Raw genomic sequence first — 22,248 nt, 5'->3', positions numbered from 1 at the left:
AGAATATTTAATTCTTCAACTGGAAATTTTGAATTTAACTCATTTGCCGTGCTAAAACCTTTTCGGCTCTGGGTTTATAAATCAGATGAAACAAAGCTTCCATATAGCGATCCCTAGCTTCGTTATTTTCCGGACAGACAAAGTTCCAGAAACTAAATATTTTCGCTATTAGTAACAACTGATTGACGTGTAAATCCCAGTTGTACTTATGACGAATTCGCTGAATCATCCATTCTGAAGTTTCCAGCCAGTATTGAGGGTCAGCATCGCATTTATCCAAAAAATCCAAAATTTTCTTGGCTGTTCCTTCTAAATCTGTTGGGTTGAGGTTAAATCCATGATCTCGGTCTTCGATAATTTCTAATGAACCACCAAATTGAGTTGTGAAAGTTGGCAATCCAGAAATCATCGCTTCCAAAATGTTCCTACCAAAAGATTCAAAGTGGGCAAAGTGGATAAAAATTCCCTGGCAATCGCCAACTACTCGGTAGGCTTCACCCATTTCTCGGCTAGGAAGGCGCATCCCCAGCCAGCGGGTATTTCCATATAGATCATAATGAGCAATCATGTCGTGGAGTTTTTGGATTTCTTCTGCTTCTCCTGAATTTGTTGCCTCAGATGGATGCAGTTTACTCGTTAAAATAATCAGATTACAACGCTCTTGCAATGCCTGACTTGTACCAAACAATTCTACTAAACCCGTGAGATTTTTGATGGCGTTAGTCGGAGAAACAGAAAATATTGGTCTTTTGTCGGGGTTATTTAACTGCCCAATAATTTGCGGTTCTTCACTCTTGAAAAGTAAATCGTGAAATCGTTGGCTGAGGTTGGGATCTCGGTCTGCTGCTTGGCTGTAGGGAAAGAAGATATGCTCACTTACTCCTGGTGGCACTACATTAAACTTAGGACTAAACAAATTAATCCCATCAACCACGTGATACAACTGGGGCATAGTAAAACACTTATAAGATTCATACTGTCCCATTGTGTCTGGTGTGCCAACAATTTCTTGGTATGATGAGGTGATGATAAAATCAGCAGCATTCATGCTGATTAAATCGGCGGTGAATTGAGTCGAGAAGTGGTATTGATCTTCTAATTCTTGCCAATATAGGCTGCTAAATAAGTATTTAGGCTTTTCTAGGGAGTGGGCAATGTTGCATTGAGTGACTTTGAGACTACGAGACAGAAGAAAAGCCACTAAATTACCATCGCTGTAGTTACCCACAATTAAATTGGGCTTACCTTTGAATTCAGCTAGCAGTGCTCTTTCGGCGTCAATGGCAAATTTTTCTAAATATGGCCAACTCTCAAATTTAGAAATCCAGTTGTTGGTAACTTCTGGATTAGTTCCAGTAAAGGGAACACGCAAAATCCAAGCATTTTCTGTACCTTGGACTTTTTCTAGAGGCAGGTCACAAAGTGTACCTTCGCAGTTAGGAATTAGGCGAGTGAGAATAATCACGTGAGGTTGAATGCCTAATAAGTCAAGCCCCGCGAGTTGGATTTCTGTGCGTAATTTGTTTTCTAAACTGCGAGCTTGTTCAAGGACATAGATCACTTGACCGAGTGTTTCATCTCGTCCCAAAACACCCTCTTGGGCTACCCAGCCATGTATGGAAATGAGGACGACGCGAAAAATAGCCGGAACACGGGCCACAAAGGCTTCGAGAATGGCAGGTTGTGGGCTGTCAATCAGTCGGTCGAGGAGTTGGAGGGTTTCGCTGACTCGTGCCGCAGTGTTACCCCAACCTGCTTCTAAGCCAAGTTCTTGGAGGTCAAAGCGAAATTTCTCGTAGGGTTCGTTAGGAGGGTGCGAGCTTAGGAATTTCAGCGCTTGGTAAATTTGTTGGGCTAGCTGAATACCTGATGTAATGCGATCGTTGAGCAGTAAGCGAATCCCATCGTGTCGCAACCCTTGTATTGCTTGAAACAATATCTCTAACCAATACTGGGGATCAGTTAATAATTGATTGCACAGATAGTGGTTAAGGAAGGCTAGACCTTGACCAATATTTCTGGAATCGCTGATTGTGGGGGAATTCTCGTAAAACGGGTGGAGGTCTATTTCCAAGATGCGGGGTTGGTAGCGGTTAATCAGGCGATCGCGCACATCTAATAACGCCTGGGGTGTCATCGGCTCAAAACTGGTGAAATCCGCTGTTAACCGCCAGACTTCTTGGCTACCAATCCGGGGACGAATCACAAACCAAGTACTTTCCTCTTCCAGAATTATTTCATGGGTATACTCTATAAGTTTGCCAACAGAAGAAGAGTGGTAAAAATAAGCAGGCTTTTGAAATTGGTGGCAGTAGTCAGTAAAGGCTTGCAGAATCTCGTTTCTCAAAAAGTAACGCTTACCTATGGCGACTAAGTTAAATATTAACTGCCGTAGTGCAGTTTTTTCCTCACTGTCTAAGACAGATTGAATCAGTTTATACATAATTAATTCTCAAAATCTAGCTAAGTTACGACCTCATTTTTTATCTCCTCACTCAACAACTGTAGTTCTAGATCACATAGTTCTCTTCTCTGAGGTGCGTTGCTTGTTGTAGCATAAATCCCCAAAAAACCTTTTACTTCTAGCTATGGGATGAAGCTCTGGGGGTATTTCCCAGAGATGGAAGTATTCAATTAGCACTAAATAATGCAGGCTCCAGTTTGGGTAATCTCTACCACTTGTAGGATGTGATTTTGTCAACGATGAATGTGTCAGTTTATTATATGCATAACCACTTACAGAATTAGATTTTGTCAACGATGAATGTGTCAGTTTATTATATGGATGAATATTTGTAGGATGTAGTTTTGTCAATGATGAATGTGGCAGTTTATTATATGGATAGCTATTTATAGAACGTGATTTTGTCAACTCCTAATGTGTCAGTTTATTATATGGATAGCTATTTATAGGACGTGATTTTGTCAACTCCTAATGTGTCAGTTTATTATATGGATAGCTATTTATAGGACGTGATTTTGTCAACTCCTAATGTGTCAGTTTATTATATGGATAGCTATTTATAGGACGTGATTTTGTCAACTCCTAATGTGTCAGTTTTGTATCTGTTTGTTTTATTAAATAAATGCCAAGTTGGCTACAGTAACAGATAAAAAATAGTATTCTGTATATGATAGAACTATCAGTGTTCTCGATTCTCAAGTCAAACAATAGACATAGAGAGCTAAAGTAATTAGAACTTGCCTAGACTGTTAATGAGGGTAATGAGTAATATGTGAAGTAAGAGTTATGAGTGATCAAATGTCTGCTTTCAAACCTCAAAAATGCCAAAGCAAAATTGTGCCAATTACCAGTTCCTAATTGCATCCAAAAATCCACCTTGTACAACGACTGTTTAAGACAGAAGTCACATCTGCACTGCAAGTTAGTTATAAAAAAATAGCTAATCATGTCAAAGCAAATGCAATGTTAATAGTATTGTGTTTCCTAGATACAAGGTATGTTGATATTTAAATGAGAATCCCTTGCTTTGCCAGACTGTAGATACTAACTAGCTAATTTGCCTCGGTTGCAAATTTTGATTTTTGTCTTTTGTCTGGTTACTAGTTGTGAAAATGTTTTACTCGATTCATACTTTCAGGTAACTGCACTCTATGGCATTATATTTTATTCCATAGAAGTTACATCCAAGCCGCCACATTGCAGATATTCTACTATTTGGCAACTGCGAGAAGGTGGGAGCAATTTATAAACTTCCAGTTAGGTAAGTTATATCAAGGTGAGCCATGAACTACCAAATGTCTTCTTCTCAAAACAATTTACATAGTGCCATCACTCCTGAACAATTAAATCAGGTTATCGAAGCTATTACTGAGGGTAGATATTCCTGGGCCTGTGTACTGATTTTACGTTTCGTTGGTTACAATCCACTCCACTACATCCCGCAACGAACTTATAGTCGTTTAATCAAAGAAAATAGACAAGTTATGACTGCACCTGTATCAACAAAACAAAAAATGCCCGGAAATATCAAATCTTCTTTGAATAGCTCTAGTCATAGAGATTCATCTAGAGTTTTAAGCAGAATTAATTAGATTTTAGAGAACCTTTTGTTTTTCTGTTGAAAATCTTCCATCAGCCTAATTAAAGTTTGAACTTCTTATAAGAATCCTGGCTGATTTTTTTAACCACAGATAAACACAGATGGACACAGATAATTCAGGGCGTGCTTATCAGTGTAAATCTTGTGATTTATCTGTGTTTCCATTTTCCTAAAATTGACCTTTTTTGAATTGGAGCGGAGCGACTTGACTTTCACAAAATCTTTATTGGAGCTATTTTGATCTTGATTTCTTTTAAAGTGTAATTACTCTATTTTGAATTTGCGACTTTTTCCTCTCTTCCGAATCTAAGAGTAGCATTTATCAGTCTTTTATAAATTAATAAAACTCAGACTTATGATGATGATTTAAAGTTTTTGATGCGGCAAATTAATAAATATTTAATTATAAATTTAATTTTCAAATTAACAACTAAATCAAGCCTAATTTAATAATTTTTTGTAATGCATTCTCAAAGGTCATACCTTGTTTATTCGCGATAGATAATAATACTATTGCTGCTGAACGCATAGAATTATCACAATGTATGAGTAGTGGTTTAGGTAACTCACTAATTATCTGAAATAACTGGAGCGCAACTTGATGATTTATGCCCTCAGTTTTGGTGGGAAGATTGAAATAATTCAATCCTAAAAACTCAGTTTTTTCCTGTTCAAGATCCCACCAGCCAGTTTCGTCTGTGAAGCGGAGATTAAGCACAGATTTGTAACCATCATCAGCAATCTGCTTTAACTGTTCTGGTGTAATTTGTCCGGCGATTGCTAATTCATCATTAATCTTCCTGACAACGTTCATTATACTTGCCTTTCGAGTAATGAGTGATGAGTTAGACCAAGTTTCTAGCTAACTCAAAACTCAGGTATAGAGTTTAGAGAAACTCCAGAGATTTTATTTATTCACAGGCACATATATAAAGACGTGAATTCTGGCACCTGTAATGCTATCATCACTTGAAGTAAACAGCCTGCTAACTGCGGCTAGAATGTAGGTTATTACTTGTTGATAATTTTTCTCCATTGATTGAATGATTTGCTGTAGTTTTATAGAGTTAGACATAAATTTGTCTCCTTTGATGAAATCTGAGTTGGGCAATTTAATTCTTTATTCCCTACCTTCAAGAAATGAAAAGACAAATCTGTTTTGACTGAGGCATACTTGTTACCAGTGAGCAAGTTACCTATTCAGTCAGCGGGGATGAATAATTAATTGCTAGCGTTAGCTGCACTCTCAAAATAGAAGAACAATTTGAGGAACTTGTGAGGAAATCTCCCATTCGGAAAAACTTTATCTACTTTGGGGAGTTAGATAATATTTATTTATCGGTGGTGTGGGCAGCCCAGGTAAGCCCAAATGATCTGAGCCAAGTTCCTCAAATTTTCGCAATCTTGGCTAAAAATTCGTTTTTTGTCACCAGCATCTTGGCATTCAATAGGGTTATCTGCTGTACATGATGGGCGGTTGAGGCATTTATCTCGACGAGAAGAACTTACTAACTCTGGGCGCTGAGTATGTGGTTTAAATTTTGCAATAATTCTTTGGCTGTGAAGGGTTTTGATAAAAATGCTTGAACTTGGATTCCAGTAGATTGGGTAAATAGTTCTGTGGAGCTTAGTCCGCTAAAAGCAATAATTTTTACCTGTGGGTTCATTTTTTGCAAAGTGCGGATGGCGGTGATCCCATCCATTTCTGGCATCATCATATCCATTAAGACTGCACTGATTTGATACTTATGCTGGGCGTAAAGTGCGATCGCTTCGATGCCATTACTAGCAGTCAGAGACCTGTAGTTGTGGTTTTCGAGGATGATTTTGGCAATCTCACGAATTTGGACTTCATCATCCACAACTAAAATCAGTTCTCCTTGTCCTGGAACTATTTCTAGGTCGTCTGTGCCTAGCACTTGGGTTGCTTCTACGGATGGCAAAAATAACTTGAATTGAGTGCCTTTACCAACTTGGCTGAAGACATTAACAAACCCGTTGTGGCTTTTAATAATCCCCAGCACCGTTGACAGACCCAATCCTGTACCTTTGCCGACCTCTTTTGTGGTGAAAAATGGCTCAAATATGCGATCTAAGATTTCTGGCGGCATCCCAATTCCTGTATCCGCAACAGTAATGACAATGTAATGCCCGACTTTAGCATCAAGATTCATCTGGGCATAGGCTTGGTCAATGTACATATTTTCTGTACAAACCCTGAGAGTGCCGCCATCTGGCATGGCATCACGGGCATTTACAACTAAATTCATCAGTACTTGATGCAGTTGTGTGGCGTCTCCAGTAACAGCCCAGAGGTCTTCCGGTATCTCTGTAGTAAATTCGATACATCTGGGAAACGTCTGCCTGGCAATGTGAATAATTTCTGCAATCAGATGCTTGACTTGAACAATCGTGCGCTCACCTTTAAATCCACGGGCAAAAGATAATACCTGTTTGACTAAAGCTGCACCGCGTTTGGAGTTGTTTTCGATGATTGTCAGTAGTTGTTGATAGCGCTCATCATGCTGGGAATATCTCATCTTGAGCAATTGCGCTGCTGCCATAATTGGCGTCAATATATTGTTCAAGTCGTGGGCAATGCCACCCGCAAGAGTGCCGAGGCTTTCCAGTCGCTGGGCGCGGAAAAACTGCGCTTGGAGTTGTTTTCTTTCTGTAATGTCGGTATCAACGGTGAGGATGGATTTTGGTTGCCCTAGGGCATTGCACATCAGTGTCCAACGGCTTTCAACAATAATTTCCTGACCGGATTTGGTAATTTTCTGCAACTCACCCTGCCATGAGCCAGACTTGATGACGGTTTGCAGGGAAGCGATCTCTTGCTGCTGCGAAGTTTCTGGGTAGAATAACTCGTTGGGGTTCTTGCCCAGAGCTTCCTCAGCTTGCCAACCGTACAACCGCTCTGCACCTTGATTCCAGAATAAGATTTGGGTTTGTAAATCGCGTACGAAAATTGCGTCGGTGGCGATATCAAGTAGAGCCGCTTGTTCGCGGATTTTTTGTTCTGCCTGCTGGCGTTCGTGTAGGGCAGCTTGCTGTTCAGTGATGTCAGTAAAGGAAGCAACCGCTCCATAAAGGGTAGGATCATTGCCATGAAATAGCGGTTGGGAATTAATCGAAATCCAGTTTAATTGTCCATTCGGCTTGTAGATTCCCATGACTACATTGCCATAAGATTCACCTGTTTGTAAGGTCAATGCTACTGGATAACTGTCATGATCAAAGGGAGAGCCGTCTTCATGAATGCTAGACCCCAGGAATTTGCCAGGGGTATTGCCGATCATCTGTTGGGCGGTAAGCCCAAGAATGCTTTCAGCGCTGGTATTGCAGGCGAATATCTTGCCATCAGTATCTACGAGCAAAATCCCCTCGCGCAAGGCTGTGACAACTGAACGATAAAGTTCTTCGCTTTCTCGGAGTGCGATTTCTGCCTGTTTGCGATCGCTAATATTTCTCGTTGTACCAATCATCCGTATTGGCTGGCCTGTGTCGTTATAGTAAACCTGACCTCTGCCGTTTAACCAATGTTGGCTACCGTCGGGCCAAACAGCCTGATATTCGATCAGAAATTCGACTCCTTGCTCAATGCTGCGTTTTACAGCCTGACTAAACGGCTCGCGGTCTTGCGGATTAATTAAATTGAGAAAGTCTTCAATGCTGGGGCACGATGTGCCGCTGGGTAGACCATAAAGTGTACCTACATTGGGAGACCAAATTTTATCCTGGGTGAGGAGATTCCAGTCCCAGATTCCCATATTGGCTGCTTCTAGAGCTAAACTCAGTCGGGACTCACTTTCTCGCAGTAACTCTTCTGCCTGCTTGCGATCAGTGATATCTTCGGCAATGCCACCATAGGCAGAGATATTTCCTTGTTCATCTCGTATGGCAAAGCCGCGATCCCAAATCCAGCGCACTGCTCCATTAGGTCGCAATATTCGATATTCTAAATCTGTTGACTCGCCCAGTTTTTGTTGTTCCAGTTTGACAATTAGGCGATCGCGATCCTCTGGATAAACTGTATCTATCCAGGAGTTAGGCTGGTCGCGCAAACTCTGACAAGAGCGTTCCCAAATTTTCTCATAAGCAGGATTTACATACAGGTTGTCCCCGGACTCCAGCTCGGCTATCCAGATAAGCGCGTGGGTGTTTTCGGCAAAATGGCGAAATTTCTCTTCACTTTGCCTTAGTGCTTCCTCTGACTGTTTGCGCTTGGTGATATCTTCGGCAATGCCACCATAAAAATAAAGATTACCTTGTTCATCGCGCATGGCGAAGCCCCGATCCGAAATCCAGCGCACTGTTCCATCAGGTCGCAAAATCCGATATTCTACATCACTCGGTTCACCAAGGCTGTGTCGCTGTAGTTTGGCAAAAATGCGATCGCGATCGTCTGGATGAATTGTGTCTATCCATTTCTCCGGCTGGTCGCACAGACTTTGGCAAGACCGTCCCCAAATCTTCTCGTAAGCAGGACTCACATAAAAGGCTTCTTGGAATGAACCTGAACTGGCAATCCAGATAACTGCCTGGATATTTTCGGCAAAATGGCGAAATTTCTCCTCACTTTGCCGCAATTCTGCCGCCATCTGCCTGCTATCGGTGACATCTCTGCCTACCGCTTGTAATTCAACTACCTCTCCTGTTTCATCCCTAATGGCAGCAACATTCCATTGAAAGTAGCGAACACCATTGACTGTGGAGGCGCGTTGCTCATCAGTCGTCAACCGATAGGGTGGCAATGTGATCAGCCTCATATTTTCCATGACTTCCACCATGTCATCTGGATGGAAAAACTGAAATAACGACTGACCGCGGAACTCATCTAGTTGCTGGCCAAACGCTTCACAGGCTGCTGTATTCGCAAAAGTAATCCTCATTTGCAAATCAATCCGGACAATCAAATCAGACTGACTCTCAACAAGCTGACGATAGAGTTTCTCACTCTGCTGCAATGCCTCCTCAGCGCGTTGACGTTCAGTGATTTCTCGTTGCAACAGCACGTTAGCTTGAGAAAGTTCTGCTGTGCGTTCTGCCACCCGGTTTTCTAACTCTTCAGTAGCTTGGCGCAGTGCTTCCTCGACCCGTTTGCGTTCGCGTAGCGCAGCTTGCTGTTCGCTAATGTTACTCAGTAACCAACGACAGCCGATTCGCTTACCTTGAGCATCACACACAACAGCTACCCTGATACTAGCTGCGAAAGGTACGCCATCCCGTGGCTGGAGGAAAGTCTCCCAGTGCTGTAAGTGCTGCAAATTACGCAGTTGAGTGATAAAGCTCTGGCGGTCTGACTGGGCAATAAACACAACTAATGGTTTGCCGACCAAATATTTTTTGCGTACAGAAAGCAGATTTGCTGCTGCATGGTTAGTTTCTTGGATGATGCCATCTGCATCGGTGACTAAGTAGCCATCAGGAGCAAACTCAAACAAATCTTGGTAACGCTGGCGCTCTAATTCTACTATCTCACGGGCAACGGCTAGTTCTTCGTTTTGTTGACGCAGTTCCTCTTCCACAACTTGGAGTTCTTCTAGAGTCTGCTGAAGTTCCTCGTTAATTTGGAGCGCTTCAACAGAGTCTGCCTCTACCAATTGCCTGAAATGATTGTGAGTTTGACAGTGTACAGCATCTATTTGTCGATTTTCCTGGCTTAATTCGGCTTGTGGATGTTGTAAATTTTGCTGCAAACCTTCAACAACACCAACCATGTTCACTAGGTCAAACGCTTGCAGCAAATTTGTTTCGGTCACAATTCCTAGCAAGTGTCCCCCATCGTCCACAATCGGTAAATGGCGAATTCTATGCTGACGCAATAGTGACCAAGCTGTGAAGATATCCTGAGCATCTGTTGTCGTCAAGGTGATTAGTTGCCGCGTCATCACCTCAGCCATTCTCGCTTTGGATAAGTCTATCCCAGTAGCTGTAAACCGGACTATATCACGCTCCGTGAATATGCCTAATAACTGGCCTCCCTCTACCACCAAGACATAGCTAGTTGTTTGGTGGCTCCAGAGGTTTGAATTACATGATGGATTGAAGCTAGTCAGTGTCAAACTATTACTTCGTTCCTGATTCATCAAGAAAATAGCATCGACTACATAACTATCAGGGCTAATCGTTAAGGGAGAACGATCAATAACATGATATAAAGTAGGCAAATCAATTAGATGCTCATTGAGTCGCATAGTTAATTCATCAATCTTAATTATCTTATTTTCGTCAGAACAATTTAGAGAAACTTATAGGAAGCAAATTGATGTAAATCAGCATTTATTGTCTTATAACAACCAATTTATCCAGTTTATCCCTGAATTACGCTATGCCAATCTTACAAGGCAGTATGTGCGGGCTATGGCCGAAATTAGTAACCTAGTTAGGACGGCAATGGAATTTTGTAGTTGTCAAACTCATTCTATTGTCAAATTAGGGATAGATGATCTTTTATCTTCAAGAGATTACTCTAATTGATAGTTTTGGCAGTCATGCGGGATAAAAATTGATGAATCAAAATGGCTCAAACAGGTGAGATTGCCTGATGAAGGAGCACCTCACACAAACGCCTGACTACGCTCACTGACATTTTCTCTCTTTGGTGATATGTAGCCGCTATCCTCAAGCATAGCAGTAACGCCACTTCCATCTTAATCTTCTCAACAACAGGTAACTCTTAAGTCGCCATCACTACAGATGATGACTTTTATTTAAAAGAGTCAGAGCTTTCATCTTACTTATTTGTAAACCTTTGCTTTTGTGCAATTACAGTTTGCTAGTGTGGCAACCTATCAGTAATATAAAACACATTTAGATAGCAGATTGACTGATGAATGTTAGGCATAGATGAGAAAACTGATGAAGTACTAACGAATCACCTCCCTAAGCAAATTGTATGTAAATTCAATCTATTTTTTAGAAAAAATTAAATTTTGACATATTTTACTAGGCACTGTTCGTCTTTGATTGCGTGTGTCGTATTTTATAGACAAGGTAAAAGAAGTAAAACAGATTACCAAATAATTACTGTATCAGCAGATAAAAGAGAGTTAAAAGCACCCCTTGGCTAGGGGAGCCACTGCTCGACTAGAGTTTCCCGACTTAAAGCAACTGGTATGGGGTTCTAAGAGTTGTAGCAACTGCCGTCAAGTGGCGTGGGTTGGCGTGATCTTCAATAGATTCAAACGTTAACCGAACCGTATTAGAAGTGATTGAGAAAGTCATCCCGTCATACCATTTCCCTTAGAGGATGTTTGAAAAGTCGTTCATTCATGATAAATCAAACACTCGTAGCTCCCCCTAAATCCACACCACTTGCTACAACTTTGCAAGCCAAACCTGAGTAATAACCGCGTTAGCATGCTGTGGCTTAAAGATGAAGATTAAGCAGAACTGAGCAGATAACTCGACAATAAATACATTTGAGTCAATCTGCAATTGAGTCATATTTTCTTATATGTGTACCCTTATACAAGAATTTCTGTCATATCTCCAATAAGGTGAAGATGAGAGACTAATTAGTGGACAGCTGATTTCTAATTCTTGAAAACGAATAGGACAGATATAGCTAATCAACTTTCATTTCCTAGATCAATTAATAATTAGTCAAGCACATGACTCTATTAGGTAAATCTAAGTTAGTTTCATCTTTGAAGGTAACCGGCGGAGCTTTCTTGCTGGTTTCTTTTGTTAGCTTCAGGGCAAATAGCGCTACAGTTTCTGAGGGATTTGAATCTGGGACAAAAGCCGCCTACGCTGCGGCTGATGTTACACTCAATACAGGCATTTGGAATTTAAATGATGCCTTGATTGGCAATACTACCAGCGATGTCAAAAGCGGGACTCAATCTACCCGCATTCGTAACAGCGGTAAAGTAACAATGAAATTTGACCGCACCACAGGTGCTGGTACAATTACTATCAAGCACGCCAAGTATAGTTCTGATGCTAGTACCAATTGGGGTTTATGGTGTTCGACCAACAGTGGAACTTTATGGGCACAAGTCGGTTCGACAATCACCACCAGTTCCACAACACTGGCAACAGCAACTTTCACGCCTAATATTTCTGGTACAGTGCGCTGTGAAGTTCGCAAGACTGATGGCACAGCCAACAGAACCAATATTGATGACATTGTCATCACCGATTATGGCTCTTCTGGTGGGACGACTCCTCCCTCTCTACCTGCTGGTTCCGTGCCATTCTTTGACAATATCAACAACTCTGTGTCTGGATTAGCATACGGCAGCCCCGCCGATGTTACACCCATTGCCCCAACTCTAAACAGCTTTGACCAAGCTGTAGTTAACCTGTGTAGTGCCCCTGGTACAGCCATCAGTAGCGCCAGCTTTCAGACTTTGATGAATAACAATCCGACTGTGTTGGCAAATATCAAACAATATGTGGGCGGATTTCTGGTTGCTGGAAGGACTTCGGATGCACAGTTTTTAGCAGATTTGACTGCTGTCTGGTTTAATGCAGATGGCTTTGAGCATGTGTTCTGTGGAGAACCTGTTGCCGGCGGTTCCATTGGCGGGCTACATTATGTTGGTCGTTATTTAGAACTGCAAGAGAAGGGTTTGGCTGGAAGATTAACCAATAATACTTCTAGAGAAGAAGTTATTCCTAACGTAATCTACACGATGGGGGTAATTATGAAGGTAGGTAGTGGTACGGCTCAATCTTCCATTAAAGGTTATCCCTACACCTTGAATGCACAAGAGTTTCTAGAAAAAGGTGCTTTAGGTTATAAGCAAAATCCCAATATCGGTTCCACTAACTCGGCTTGTAATTTGACTCTAACTGATAATGGTCAAACCTTTTCAGCGGTGTTTGTGAGAAGAGATGGTGGTATCCGCACTTTCTATCCTGATGCTACTCCTAGCGGTAATCCCAACTGTGCGCCTTAAGAGATACAGGACTTACGCAACTGGCACATTAGTAGAGTGCGTCAGATGTCAAAAATCTGTTTATTTGCCAGATATATCGAGTCTGACGCACCCTACAATAGATGTTTATTGTGATACTTGCCTAAGTCCTAAGATAGTTTGAAGTAAGAATTTAACCTCATTCCTAGGGTGGGCATTGCCCACCATTTTTTGTCTTTACATCTACAATCGGTGTTGATGCTGGGAATGATTGGGTGAGGCGATCGCATTCATGAGAGACTTCTATAGCCATCAGATTTGATAAAACCTGTTAGAAACACAGTTTCTAGAAGAAACCGGGTTTTTCTTTTTCTCAAATAATTTATTCTTGGTATAAGATGACAGTATGAGCATTTAGAGGTAATGCACGAATTAGCTATATCAATTGTTGAATGCATAGCTGTTACCAGTCAATCTAATCCAGCCAGTGCATTTGGTGAAATGACAATTACAGAGTAGCAAGCGGCTGGACTGGTGAAACCTTCAATCATTAAGCCAGCTTTAACTACAGTTGAGAAAAGTCTGGTAATCAGGAAACTTGGTCAACTTCAGGAATTAGACAGTCAAGTTCTACAGAATCTTCTACAGACAATTCTTGGTCAATAGACTTTAACCGGGAAATAGCGATCGCGCCGATATCGAACGAAAAGAGAATAACTCACTAAACTAGGGCTACTGAAGGTACTTGAGGCGTTGCATCTTGAACTGTCAGCACTGAGCAAGTTGTGTGACGGAGTAGGTAATTGCTGACGCTACCCAACAAAAACGGACTTAGTCCACTCAGACCATGACGACCGATAATAATTAAGTCAGCTTTCCACGTTTCAGCTACCTCACATACTTGAGGGCAGAAATCGCCGATTTCTTGAGTAAATTCAGCCTTGACACCTGCGGCGATTGCCTGGTTAGTGAGTGATGTGAGTAATTCAATTCCCTTTTGTTTTAGAGAGTCCCAGTATCCTAAAAAGTAGTCTAAATCTCTCGTTTGGGGAATTGCGTAGATATCCTCTTTTTGTAGCTTTGGAGGGTTTCTGTAGCGTTTATCAAAAGGTGAGAGAACTTGCAATAAAATCAATTGGGCATTATTGGCTGTTGCTAAAGATAAAGCTTGCTCAAAAATATGCGAGTCAATTGTATTATCATTAATCACTACTAAAAGTTTTTGTAACATTTTGAAGAAGTCTTAATTTAAATGTGGTTAGTTAAAATTCATCAGTTATAAGTCATTAGCAGGAAGCTTGTAGAGACGTTGCATGCAACATCTCTACATTATTTTTCTCCAGATATCTAATGATTATTTGCTTCAGCAGCGGCGATTTCTAGTAGGGTTTTGAGTACTGAGTCAGGGTTGAGGCTGATCGAGTCAATCCCCTGTTCTACTAAAAAGCGGGCAAATTCTGGGTAATCACTGGGTGCTTGGCCACAAATACCGATTTTGCGTCCATGCTGTTTAACAGTGGCGATCGCATTTGCAATCATTCGCTTCACCGCTGCATTGCGTTCGTCAAACAGATGGGCCACTAAACCTGAATCCCGATCTAGTCCCAAAGTTAATTGTGTCAAGTCATTGGAACCAATAGAGAAGCCATCAAATACTTGACAAAATTCATCTGCTAGCATCACGTTACTGGGTAACTCACACATCACATAGACTTGCAAGCCGTTTTCTTGCCGTACCAAGCCATGCTTTGCCATTTCTGCCAGCACCCGCTGTCCTTCTTCAGGAGTACGACAGAAAGGTACCATTAAAATCATATTGGTTAAACCCATCTCATCCCTTACCCGCTTCATCGCCTGACACTCTAAGGCAAAACCCTCGCGATAGCGCTCATCGTAATAGCGAGAAGCACCACGCCAGCCAAGCATCGGGTTTTCTTCTTTGGGTTCAAATTGTTTACCTCCCAAAAGGTTGGCGTATTCGTTGCTCTTAAAGTCGGAAAGCCTGACTATGACTGGTTTGGGGTAAAAAGCCGCAGCGATCGTCCCAATCCCTTGCGCTAGTCTATCGACAAAGAATTCTGCTTTATTTTCATATTGAGTAGTTAACTCAGCAATTTTATATCTAGCAAGTTCATCTTCTAACTGATCAAAGTGCAGCAATGCTAGCGGGTGGACTTTGATGTGATTAGCAATAATAAATTCCATTCGCGCTAATCCCACCCCATCGTTAGGAATAGCTGTTAAACCAAATGCTTCTTCTGGATTGCCCACATTCATCATGATTTTGGTGTGGGTGCGGGGCAAGTTTTCTAGTGGTATTTGTTGGACTTCATAAGGCAATAAACCTTGGTAAACTTTGCCTGTTTCGCCTTCAGCACAACTAACAGTAATTTCTTGCCCAGTTGTCAACACAGCGGTGGCATTACCACAGCCAACTATTGCCGGAATTCCCATCTCTCTAGCAATAATTGCCGCGTGACAGGTTCTGCCGCCAGAGTTGGTAACGATCGCACTGGCACGTTTCATAATCGGTTCCCAGTCGGGATCAGTGCGGTTTGTCACCAGTACTTCTCCTGCTTGAAACTGGTGAATTTGCGGCACATCGAGAATAACTCTGGCTTTACCTTGGCCGATCATTTCCCCGACACTACGGCCCGTAAGCAGCACTTGACTTTTTTCTTGGAGATGATAATTGCTGAGGACATTTTTTACCTTCTGGGACTGTACCGTTTCCGGACGAGCTTGAACGATAAACAATTCATTGGTTAAACCGTCTTTTGCCCATTCAATATCCATCGGGCTATCAATCCCATGCACTTGGGTATAGTGCTCTTCAATCACACAAGCCCATTGCGCCAGTTGTAAAATTTCTTGATCATTCAGGGCATATTGGCTGCGTTCAGAATGGGGAACGGTGATGTTTTTGGTTAGTTTCATCCCCCCCAAGTCATAGACCATCTTAATTTCTTTACTACCCAGGCTCTTTTTGATAATTGGGCGATATCCCTGCTTGAGGGTAGGCTTAAATACTAAATATTCATCTGGGTTAACTGCTCCTTGGACTACGGTTTCACCCAGTCCGTAGGCAGCAGTAATCAGTGCTGCATCTTTAAAACCTGTTTCTGTGTCAATAGAGAACATCACGCCAGAAGCGGCCAGGTCAGAACGTACCATTTTTTGCACCCCTACCGAGAGGGCAATGTTGAAGTGGTCGAAGCCTTTATGTTGACGGTAGGAAATGGCACGGTCGGTAAAAATTGAGGCAAAGCACTTGTGGCAAGATTCTAGTAAAGATTTAATACCGTGGACGTTTAAATAGGTTTCTTGCTGTCCGGCAAAGCTAGCATCGGGTAAGTCTTCAGCGGTGGCGCTAGAACGAACGGCAACATCGGTATCAACACCATAGTCTTGGCAGAGAACTTGGTAAGATTGTGCGATCGCTTGCTGCAATTCTTGAGGAAATGGCGTTTCTAGCATCAAATATCTGGCTTTTTTACCACGCTGCCGCAGATTGTTGACATCCTCCACATCTAAATCTGCAAAAATCTTTTTCAGCTTGGCTTCCAAACCTGCCTTAGAGATAAAGTAGCGATAAGCATAAGCAGTGGTAGCAAACCCTGTGGGAACTTTCACCCCTTTCGGTCTAAGTTGCTGAATCATCTCCCCCAACGAAGCGTTTTTACCACCAACCAGGGAAATATCTGCGATCCCAACTGTACCAAAAGGTAACACTAGGGCCTGTTCTCTTGGCACTGGGCGATCGCTTTCTTGATTAAGTAATGTTTCTAACATATTTTAGATTCCCTTACTCCAACAGATATTTAAGCAGCGTGTACTAAATTGATCTGCTCCTCATCCGCACGGTTATGTTTATAGTCCAATAGTTTGAGGATCTTGTGAGGATATATTTCTTACAGCTATTTACAAGCAGAAAATTTCCGGAAATTGTGAAGTTATAGCTTTAATTAGCCGGAAATGGTGAAGTTACAGCTTCCATTAACTTCCATGTCATCGGTTGGCAAGTATGTATAAATATTAAGGATAAATATATATATATTAATTAATCACATTAGTATTTTAAGTTTCCTCACAAGTTCCTCATATTTATAAATTAAAGTCAAAATATAAGTAAGCCAATTGTTTTTAGTTCCCCTGGGGTTGTCAACAGGCTGCCCTAATTAGCAATAACAAATTTATTAACAGGATTTACAAAAATATGAATTACTGTCCTTGCTGCTCTACGGTGCTCTTACAACATATACGTACTTCTGGAACTTACTGGTTTTGTCGTAGTTGCTGGCAAGAAATGCCTGTATTCTTAGGTAATAGTTCTAGTTCTTTATCAGCGGCTATCTTAGAGAAGATGCCTAAAAATTCCAGTAAAAAGAACATAGTAAAAATCCTGATTACTTAAGTAAGTAGCGATGGGTTACTGACCGTATAAGATTAAAAATTAACTGGTGGAATGATAGCTATTCATAACATATTTAATTTCTCTTGCAAGGGCATAAAAATTCTTATGCCCATTAGTGGGCTACTACCTGCCATAGCCATAACTTAGCTAACAATTGAAAAACAAGGAATTTTCCCTTGGGAAAAACCTGGACTTTCATTGGTAAGCCAACGCTTGTTGGCTGCTTTCACCATCTCGTTTTCACCCAAGATATGGGGTTATGCCGCCAACAAGCGCCGAGTCTATGCATCTAACGACTAGATTTTGGATCAGGCTGACCAATGAAAGGATAACTTTAATCAAACCCCAATCTACAGCCAGAAGCTAATCTAGAGACTTAAATCCCCCGAAGTCCTTCGGGGGATTTATATTTTCAGATATTAGTGGTGAATTTTGAATTGATTTGGGTTGCTGCGAAGAAAGTGGCGATTTGTCAGTGCAGCTTTAATCTTCTTCCCAGTCTTCACGGCCGATGAGGTCGATAATCCTATCTCTGAGCAAATATTCGTTCTTTTCTAGCTCATGCTCAAAATAAGCCCATTCCCGGTCAGGAATATATCTACAAATGGCATAAATTGGCTGTTGACGGTTAACAAGTCCCTTTTTTACCAGTTGTAGTGCTTCTTCCTTAATAACTTCAATGTCGTATTTAATCGCAGTATCCATAGCTCGTTCCTTCGTCTTTGATCAAGGAATTAAGATTCCAGGCAATAACTTCTTTGCCTCCACTTTAAACTTATCAAAAAATTGGCGAAATTTGTGAAGAATAAAAATATTAATACTTGCTGGAGCCAGACGCATTTTTTGAGACCATAAGTATACCCCCTCTAGAGGTATTCTTGCAGAATTAGTAGGCTGACGTCACCAGTTGTCAACAAAACTGGATGTGGTTACCCTCACTTTAGGCTTGCTAAAAGGTAAGCTAGGGAGAAGGATAAAAAATTTACTGCTTCTTAGTTCATCCCAATTATCCAGAGGAGTTATTTTATGTTTCTAAATCTTGACAAAGTTCGCCCATATTTTCCCGCTTTAACTGGTGAATGGACTTTTTTTGATAATGCTGGCGGCTCACAATCCCTAAAAAAAGTCGTAGATAAAATTAGTGAGTTTCTCCTAACTTCTGATGTCCAGCCGGGGGCTTCTTATGGTATCTCTCAACTGGCTAGAGAACGGGTGGACTTGGCAGCTAGGGGAATGGCTACTTTAATTAATGCTGATTCTCCTCAAGAAGTGGTGATGGGTCCATCGACAACAATGATGTTAAAAGTCCTTGCCCTTTGTTTGTCTAAAACCTTAAAACCAGGCGATGAGATTATTGTCACTAATTGTGACCATGAAGCAAATATTGGCGCTTGGGTTGCTTTAGAGCAAAAAGGAATAAAAATAAAATTTTGGCAAGTTCGCCCAGATACTTTAGAACTACATTTAGAAGATTTAGAATTATTAATGAGTCAGCGTACAAAACTGGTAGCCTTGACTCACGCATCTAATATTCTCGGCACCATCAACCCCATTAAAGAGATTGCTGCCTTTGTGCATCAGCGGGAGGCGATGATTTGTGTAGATGGTGTTGCTTATGCCCCACATAGATTAATTGATGTCCAAGATTTAGATGTGGATTTCTATGTTTTGAGTTTCTATAAAGTCTATGGACCACATTATGCTTTACTCTATGGTAAGCAAGAGCATTTATTAACAATGCCTGGATTGAATCATTATTTTATTGATCAGACAAATATTCCTTATAAATATCAGTTAGGCAATGTTAATTTTGAGTTGAGTTATGGCATGTTGGGCTTATGTGATTACCTGAGTGAATTAGCACAACTGCATTACGGTAATGAAACAGCACCTGATTTACGATCGCAAATGGGGCAGATATTTGACTTAATCAGCAGCCATGAAGAAAAAATTGGCTCACGCTTGCTGAACTACCTCAACAGCAAGTCTGGTGTACGCGTGATTGGTCAAACACAGGCTAACTCTCAATCTCGTGTTCCCACTATCTCTTTTGTGGTAGATGGAATTCATAGCTCGACCATTCCGCCAAAAGTTGACCCACATTATATTGGTATTCGTTACGGGGATTTTTATGCTAAACGACTAATTGAATATTTGGGGTTAGCGTCCCAAGGTGGCATAGTGCGGGTGAGTATGGTGCATTACAACACACTTGAGGAAGTTGACCGTCTGATTGCCGCTTTTGAGCAGATATTTTAGGTAATTGGTAATGGGTAATTGGTAATTGGTAATTGGTAACGGAAGTTATTTTCGCCGAGTTGTACTAGCACAGAAAATTATTTAGCTAAGGTTGAGGAGGTGGTGTATCTTCTTTCTCATTCGTCTTGTTAGCTAAGGAGAGAGGCCCTAGACGCGCTAATTTGGGGGTTGGTAGGGTAGCGGCGACAGGAGGAGTTGGCGGGAGGATCAGATTAAGTCCGCTATTGCCTAGAGTCGCTGGAGTTTTGCCGCTATTCCCGCCTTTAGTATCAGGAGTGCTGATAGCTCCACCAGAGAGTTGTTCTGCTGTGGCGTCGGTTAGTTCTTTAACTAAATCTGATGGAGTTGAGGCGAAGTCACTACGCCCAGATTCGGTATTCGCACTTTTGGTTATGAACATTTGTTATTAATCTTTTCTAGCAGGCACCTTGCCAGAATAAGTCATCCAAATTCCTATTGGGATGAACCTTCAGAGATAATTCTTCTGATACATTAAGCTTCAGAAGCGGGTATGAGTACCTTTTGCACAGACTTTAACAATTGATCGGCACTGAAGGGTTTGGGTAGAAACCCTTGAATGCCAATGTTCGTAGTCCGTGCTAACGCTTCAGCGCTAGCTAATCCACTCATGGCAATAATTTGCACTTGTGGGTTGATAATTTGCAAGGTGCGGATGGCAGTTCCCCCAGCCATTGCAGGCATCATCATATCAATGAGCACTAGCTTAATTTTATCTTTGTGCTGGTTATAGACTTCTAAGGCTTCAATGCCATTCTGGGCTTTCAATACTTTGTAGTTATAGATTTCCAAGGTAGTTTGAATAATCTGAGTAATCGACACTTCGTCATCCACCACTAAAATTAATTCTCCCTGTCCTGCCAACATTTGTGTCTTAAGTACCATTTGGGAGGTACTTTCCTCGCAACTTGGTAGATAGACGTTAAATTGGCTACCAACTCCTACCTGACTGGAGACTTCAACAAAACCGCCGTGGCTTTTAACGATGGCCATCACCGTAGATAAACCCAGCCCGGTACCTTTGCCAATTTCTTTGGTGGTGAAAAAGGGGTCAAAAATTTTATCAATGATATCTGGGCGAATGCCAACTCCATCATCAGCAACTGTAATCAACACATAGAAACCAACTTTTGCCCCGATGTGCTTTCTAGCATAGTTTTGCTCAATAAACAGTTTATTGGCAGAAATCCGCAAGTTACCGCCGTTAGGTATGGCATCGCGAGCATTAACTACTAAGTTCATCAATACCTGATGTAGTTGGGTGCTATCTCCAAAAATATTCCCTAGGTTGGCATTTATCTCGGTTTTGATGTCGATGGATTTAGAGAATGTGCGTTTGACTATCTGTTTGATGTCTTCTATCAAGTACCATGCTTGGACAATTGTCCGCTTACTTTCGGAACCACGGGTAAACGACAAAATTTGCCGCACTAAATCCGCCCCCTGTTTAGCATTGCTTTCTAGCATCTTGAGCATCTGCTGTGAACTCTCATCAAGATCGGGATGTTTTAGGGGCAGCAGTTGGGCGATTGTCATGATTGGGGTGAGAATATTGTTGAAGTCGTGAGCGATGCCGCCAGCAAGAGTTCCCAGGCTATCTAAGCGTTGACTGCGGAAAAGCTGGGCTTGGAGTTGTTTTTTTTCTGTGATGTCGGTGTCAACAGTGAGGATTGATTTGGGTAAGCCTTTGTCGTCAAGCATTAGTGTCCAGCGGCTGGAAATAATCACTGGATCACCATTTTTTTTTAATTTATGTAACTCACCTTCCCAGAAACCATCGGCAACAACGGTTTCTAAAGCCTTTGCTAGTTGAGGTGTAATTTTCTGAGACAAAAGTTTCCCGGCATTCTTTCCTTCAGCTTCTTGCTTCTGCCAGCCGTATATCCGCTCTGCGCCTTTGTTCCAAAATAAGATTTGGTTGTGCAAATCTTTGACGAAAATTGCGTCTGTTGAGATATCTAGCAGGGCAGCTTGTTCGCGGAGTTTTTGTTGTGTATGCTGACGTTGGCTAATGTCTCTGAACAGCCAGCGTAATGTGCTTGGCTTTCCCTCATGATCCCAGATTGCTAAAGCATTTAGTTCAGATGGAAAGTCTATCCGCCCCTGATGGTGGAATAGTTGTAACTCTTCTGGGCCAATATTTCCCTTTTCCTTTAACTGCTGGATAATCTGACGATATTTCTGGCGTTCTGTTTGATGCACAAAAACAAAAAGGGGCTTGCCGATTAAGTAAGACTGGCGGACACTCAGTAATTGCGCCGCCGCATAATTGGCTTCTTGGATGAGTCCATCTGCATCGGTGACTAAATAACCCTCTGGGGCAAAGTTAAATAAATCCAGGTAACGCTGGCGTTCTGCTTCCACAAGATGGCGGGTAGCTAACAATTCCTGATTTTGTTGCTGTAGCTCCTCTGCCAACACCTGAGTTTCTTCGAGAGAGATGGAAATTTCGGCGATCGCTTCTTTTAATAAATCCATAGAGGAATTTTGCTCTGCTGACAGCCCCTGCCCCTGTCCTGCACGCTGCAAAAGGTCTTCTAATCGCTGATGTGCCCCTGTAATTGCCAGTTCAAAATTTTCGCTGGTCATGATCTTTTCCTATATTTAAGTTAATCTAAAT

At 41.7% G+C, this 22,248-nt stretch carries 12 protein-coding genes; 3 read left to right on the top strand and 9 right to left on the bottom strand.

The window, feature by feature from the left end:
- Window positions 1–34: 34 nt before the first annotated feature.
- A complete protein-coding gene (locus CYLST_RS08715; RefSeq protein ID WP_015207346.1) occupies window positions 35–2,443 on the bottom strand; it encodes a sucrose synthase in 2,409 nt (802 codons plus the stop codon).
- A gap of 1,316 nt (window positions 2,444–3,759) precedes the next feature.
- Between CYLST_RS08715 and CYLST_RS08710 the strand changes: the two genes are divergently transcribed.
- Complete coding sequence (locus CYLST_RS08710; RefSeq protein ID WP_245587480.1) at window positions 3,760–4,056, top strand: HetP family heterocyst commitment protein; 297 nt, start codon at window positions 3,760–3,762, stop codon at window positions 4,054–4,056.
- A gap of 438 nt (window positions 4,057–4,494) precedes the next feature.
- On the opposite strand, the gene CYLST_RS08705 is transcribed toward CYLST_RS08710, so the two are convergent.
- From CYLST_RS08705 to CYLST_RS32205, 3 genes are all read right to left on the bottom strand, one after another.
- Window positions 4,495–4,878: a protein tyrosine phosphatase family protein gene (locus CYLST_RS08705; RefSeq protein WP_015207344.1), complete on the bottom strand. Its 384-nt coding sequence runs from the start codon at window positions 4,876–4,878 to the stop codon at window positions 4,495–4,497.
- Between the two features lie 93 nt (window positions 4,879–4,971).
- Window positions 4,972–5,139, bottom strand: a complete 168-nt coding sequence (locus CYLST_RS35140; RefSeq protein ID WP_015207343.1) for a hypothetical protein — start codon at window positions 5,137–5,139, stop codon at window positions 4,972–4,974.
- Window positions 5,140–5,572: 433 nt separating this feature from the next.
- Window positions 5,573–10,264: a PAS domain S-box protein gene (locus CYLST_RS32205; RefSeq protein ID WP_015207342.1), complete on the bottom strand. Its 4,692-nt coding sequence runs from the start codon at window positions 10,262–10,264 to the stop codon at window positions 5,573–5,575.
- A gap of 1,419 nt (window positions 10,265–11,683) precedes the next feature.
- Between CYLST_RS32205 and CYLST_RS08695 the strand changes: the two genes are divergently transcribed.
- Complete coding sequence (locus CYLST_RS08695; protein WP_015207341.1) at window positions 11,684–12,979, top strand: EndoU domain-containing protein; 1,296 nt, start codon at window positions 11,684–11,686, stop codon at window positions 12,977–12,979.
- Window positions 12,980–13,658: 679 nt separating this feature from the next.
- Here CYLST_RS08695 and CYLST_RS08690 read toward each other — a convergent pair.
- The 3 genes from CYLST_RS08690 to CYLST_RS08680 all read right to left on the bottom strand — a co-directional run bounded on the left by CYLST_RS08690 (window position 13,659) and on the right by CYLST_RS08680 (window position 18,056).
- Entirely contained in the window at window positions 13,659–14,168 is a 510-nt protein-coding gene (locus tag CYLST_RS08690; protein WP_015207339.1) for a universal stress protein, read from the bottom strand.
- Window positions 14,169–14,284: 116 nt separating this feature from the next.
- Window positions 14,285–16,729, bottom strand: a complete 2,445-nt coding sequence (ppsA, locus tag CYLST_RS08685; protein ID WP_015207338.1) for a phosphoenolpyruvate synthase — start codon at window positions 16,727–16,729, stop codon at window positions 14,285–14,287.
- A gap of 1,105 nt (window positions 16,730–17,834) precedes the next feature.
- Window positions 17,835–18,056 (bottom strand): DUF4327 family protein, encoded by a 222-nt coding sequence (locus CYLST_RS08680; protein WP_015207336.1) that lies wholly within the window; start codon window positions 18,054–18,056, stop codon window positions 17,835–17,837.
- Window positions 18,057–18,377: 321 nt separating this feature from the next.
- Between CYLST_RS08680 and CYLST_RS08675 the strand changes: the two genes are divergently transcribed.
- Window positions 18,378–19,610, top strand: coding sequence for a cysteine desulfurase-like protein (locus CYLST_RS08675; protein ID WP_015207335.1), 1,233 nt, complete (start codon window positions 18,378–18,380; stop codon window positions 19,608–19,610).
- Between the two features lie 85 nt (window positions 19,611–19,695).
- On the opposite strand, the gene CYLST_RS08670 is transcribed toward CYLST_RS08675, so the two are convergent.
- Both CYLST_RS08670 and CYLST_RS08665 read right to left on the bottom strand, forming a co-directional pair.
- The gene (locus tag CYLST_RS08670) at window positions 19,696–20,010 is read right to left on the bottom strand and encodes a hypothetical protein (RefSeq protein WP_015207334.1); all 315 of its coding nucleotides are present in this window, start codon (window positions 20,008–20,010) and stop codon (window positions 19,696–19,698) included.
- A gap of 92 nt (window positions 20,011–20,102) precedes the next feature.
- Window positions 20,103–22,217: a PAS domain-containing hybrid sensor histidine kinase/response regulator gene (locus CYLST_RS08665; protein ID WP_015207333.1), complete on the bottom strand. Its 2,115-nt coding sequence runs from the start codon at window positions 22,215–22,217 to the stop codon at window positions 20,103–20,105.
- Between the last annotated feature and the right edge of the window lie 31 nt (window positions 22,218–22,248).

The organism is Cylindrospermum stagnale PCC 7417 (genome assembly GCF_000317535.1).
GTDB lineage: Bacteria > Cyanobacteriota > Cyanobacteriia > Cyanobacteriales > Nostocaceae > Cylindrospermum > Cylindrospermum stagnale.
This window is presented reverse-complemented; position numbering and strand designations above follow the sequence as displayed.

What these genes read in the sequence shown, in the direction of transcription:
- CYLST_RS08715 (WP_015207346.1), bottom strand. Translation starts at nt 2,443, where the DNA reads ATGTATAAACTGATTCAATCTGTCTTAGACAGTGAGGAAAAAACTGCA.
- CYLST_RS08710 (WP_245587480.1), top strand. Translation starts at nt 3,760, where the DNA reads ATGTCTTCTTCTCAAAACAATTTACATAGTGCCATCACTCCTGAACAA.
- CYLST_RS08705 (WP_015207344.1), bottom strand. Translation starts at nt 4,878, where the DNA reads ATGAACGTTGTCAGGAAGATTAATGATGAATTAGCAATCGCCGGACAA.
- CYLST_RS35140 (WP_015207343.1), bottom strand. Translation starts at nt 5,139, where the DNA reads ATGTCTAACTCTATAAAACTACAGCAAATCATTCAATCAATGGAGAAA.
- CYLST_RS32205 (WP_015207342.1), bottom strand. Translation starts at nt 10,264, where the DNA reads ATGCGACTCAATGAGCATCTAATTGATTTGCCTACTTTATATCATGTT.
- CYLST_RS08695 (WP_015207341.1), top strand. Translation starts at nt 11,684, where the DNA reads ATGACTCTATTAGGTAAATCTAAGTTAGTTTCATCTTTGAAGGTAACC.
- CYLST_RS08690 (WP_015207339.1), bottom strand. Translation starts at nt 14,168, where the DNA reads ATGTTACAAAAACTTTTAGTAGTGATTAATGATAATACAATTGACTCG.
- ppsA (WP_015207338.1), bottom strand. Translation starts at nt 16,729, where the DNA reads ATGTTAGAAACATTACTTAATCAAGAAAGCGATCGCCCAGTGCCAAGA.
- CYLST_RS08680 (WP_015207336.1), bottom strand. Translation starts at nt 18,056, where the DNA reads ATGGATACTGCGATTAAATACGACATTGAAGTTATTAAGGAAGAAGCA.
- CYLST_RS08675 (WP_015207335.1), top strand. Translation starts at nt 18,378, where the DNA reads ATGTTTCTAAATCTTGACAAAGTTCGCCCATATTTTCCCGCTTTAACT.
- CYLST_RS08670 (WP_015207334.1), bottom strand. Translation starts at nt 20,010, where the DNA reads ATGTTCATAACCAAAAGTGCGAATACCGAATCTGGGCGTAGTGACTTC.
- CYLST_RS08665 (WP_015207333.1), bottom strand. Translation starts at nt 22,217, where the DNA reads ATGACCAGCGAAAATTTTGAACTGGCAATTACAGGGGCACATCAGCGA.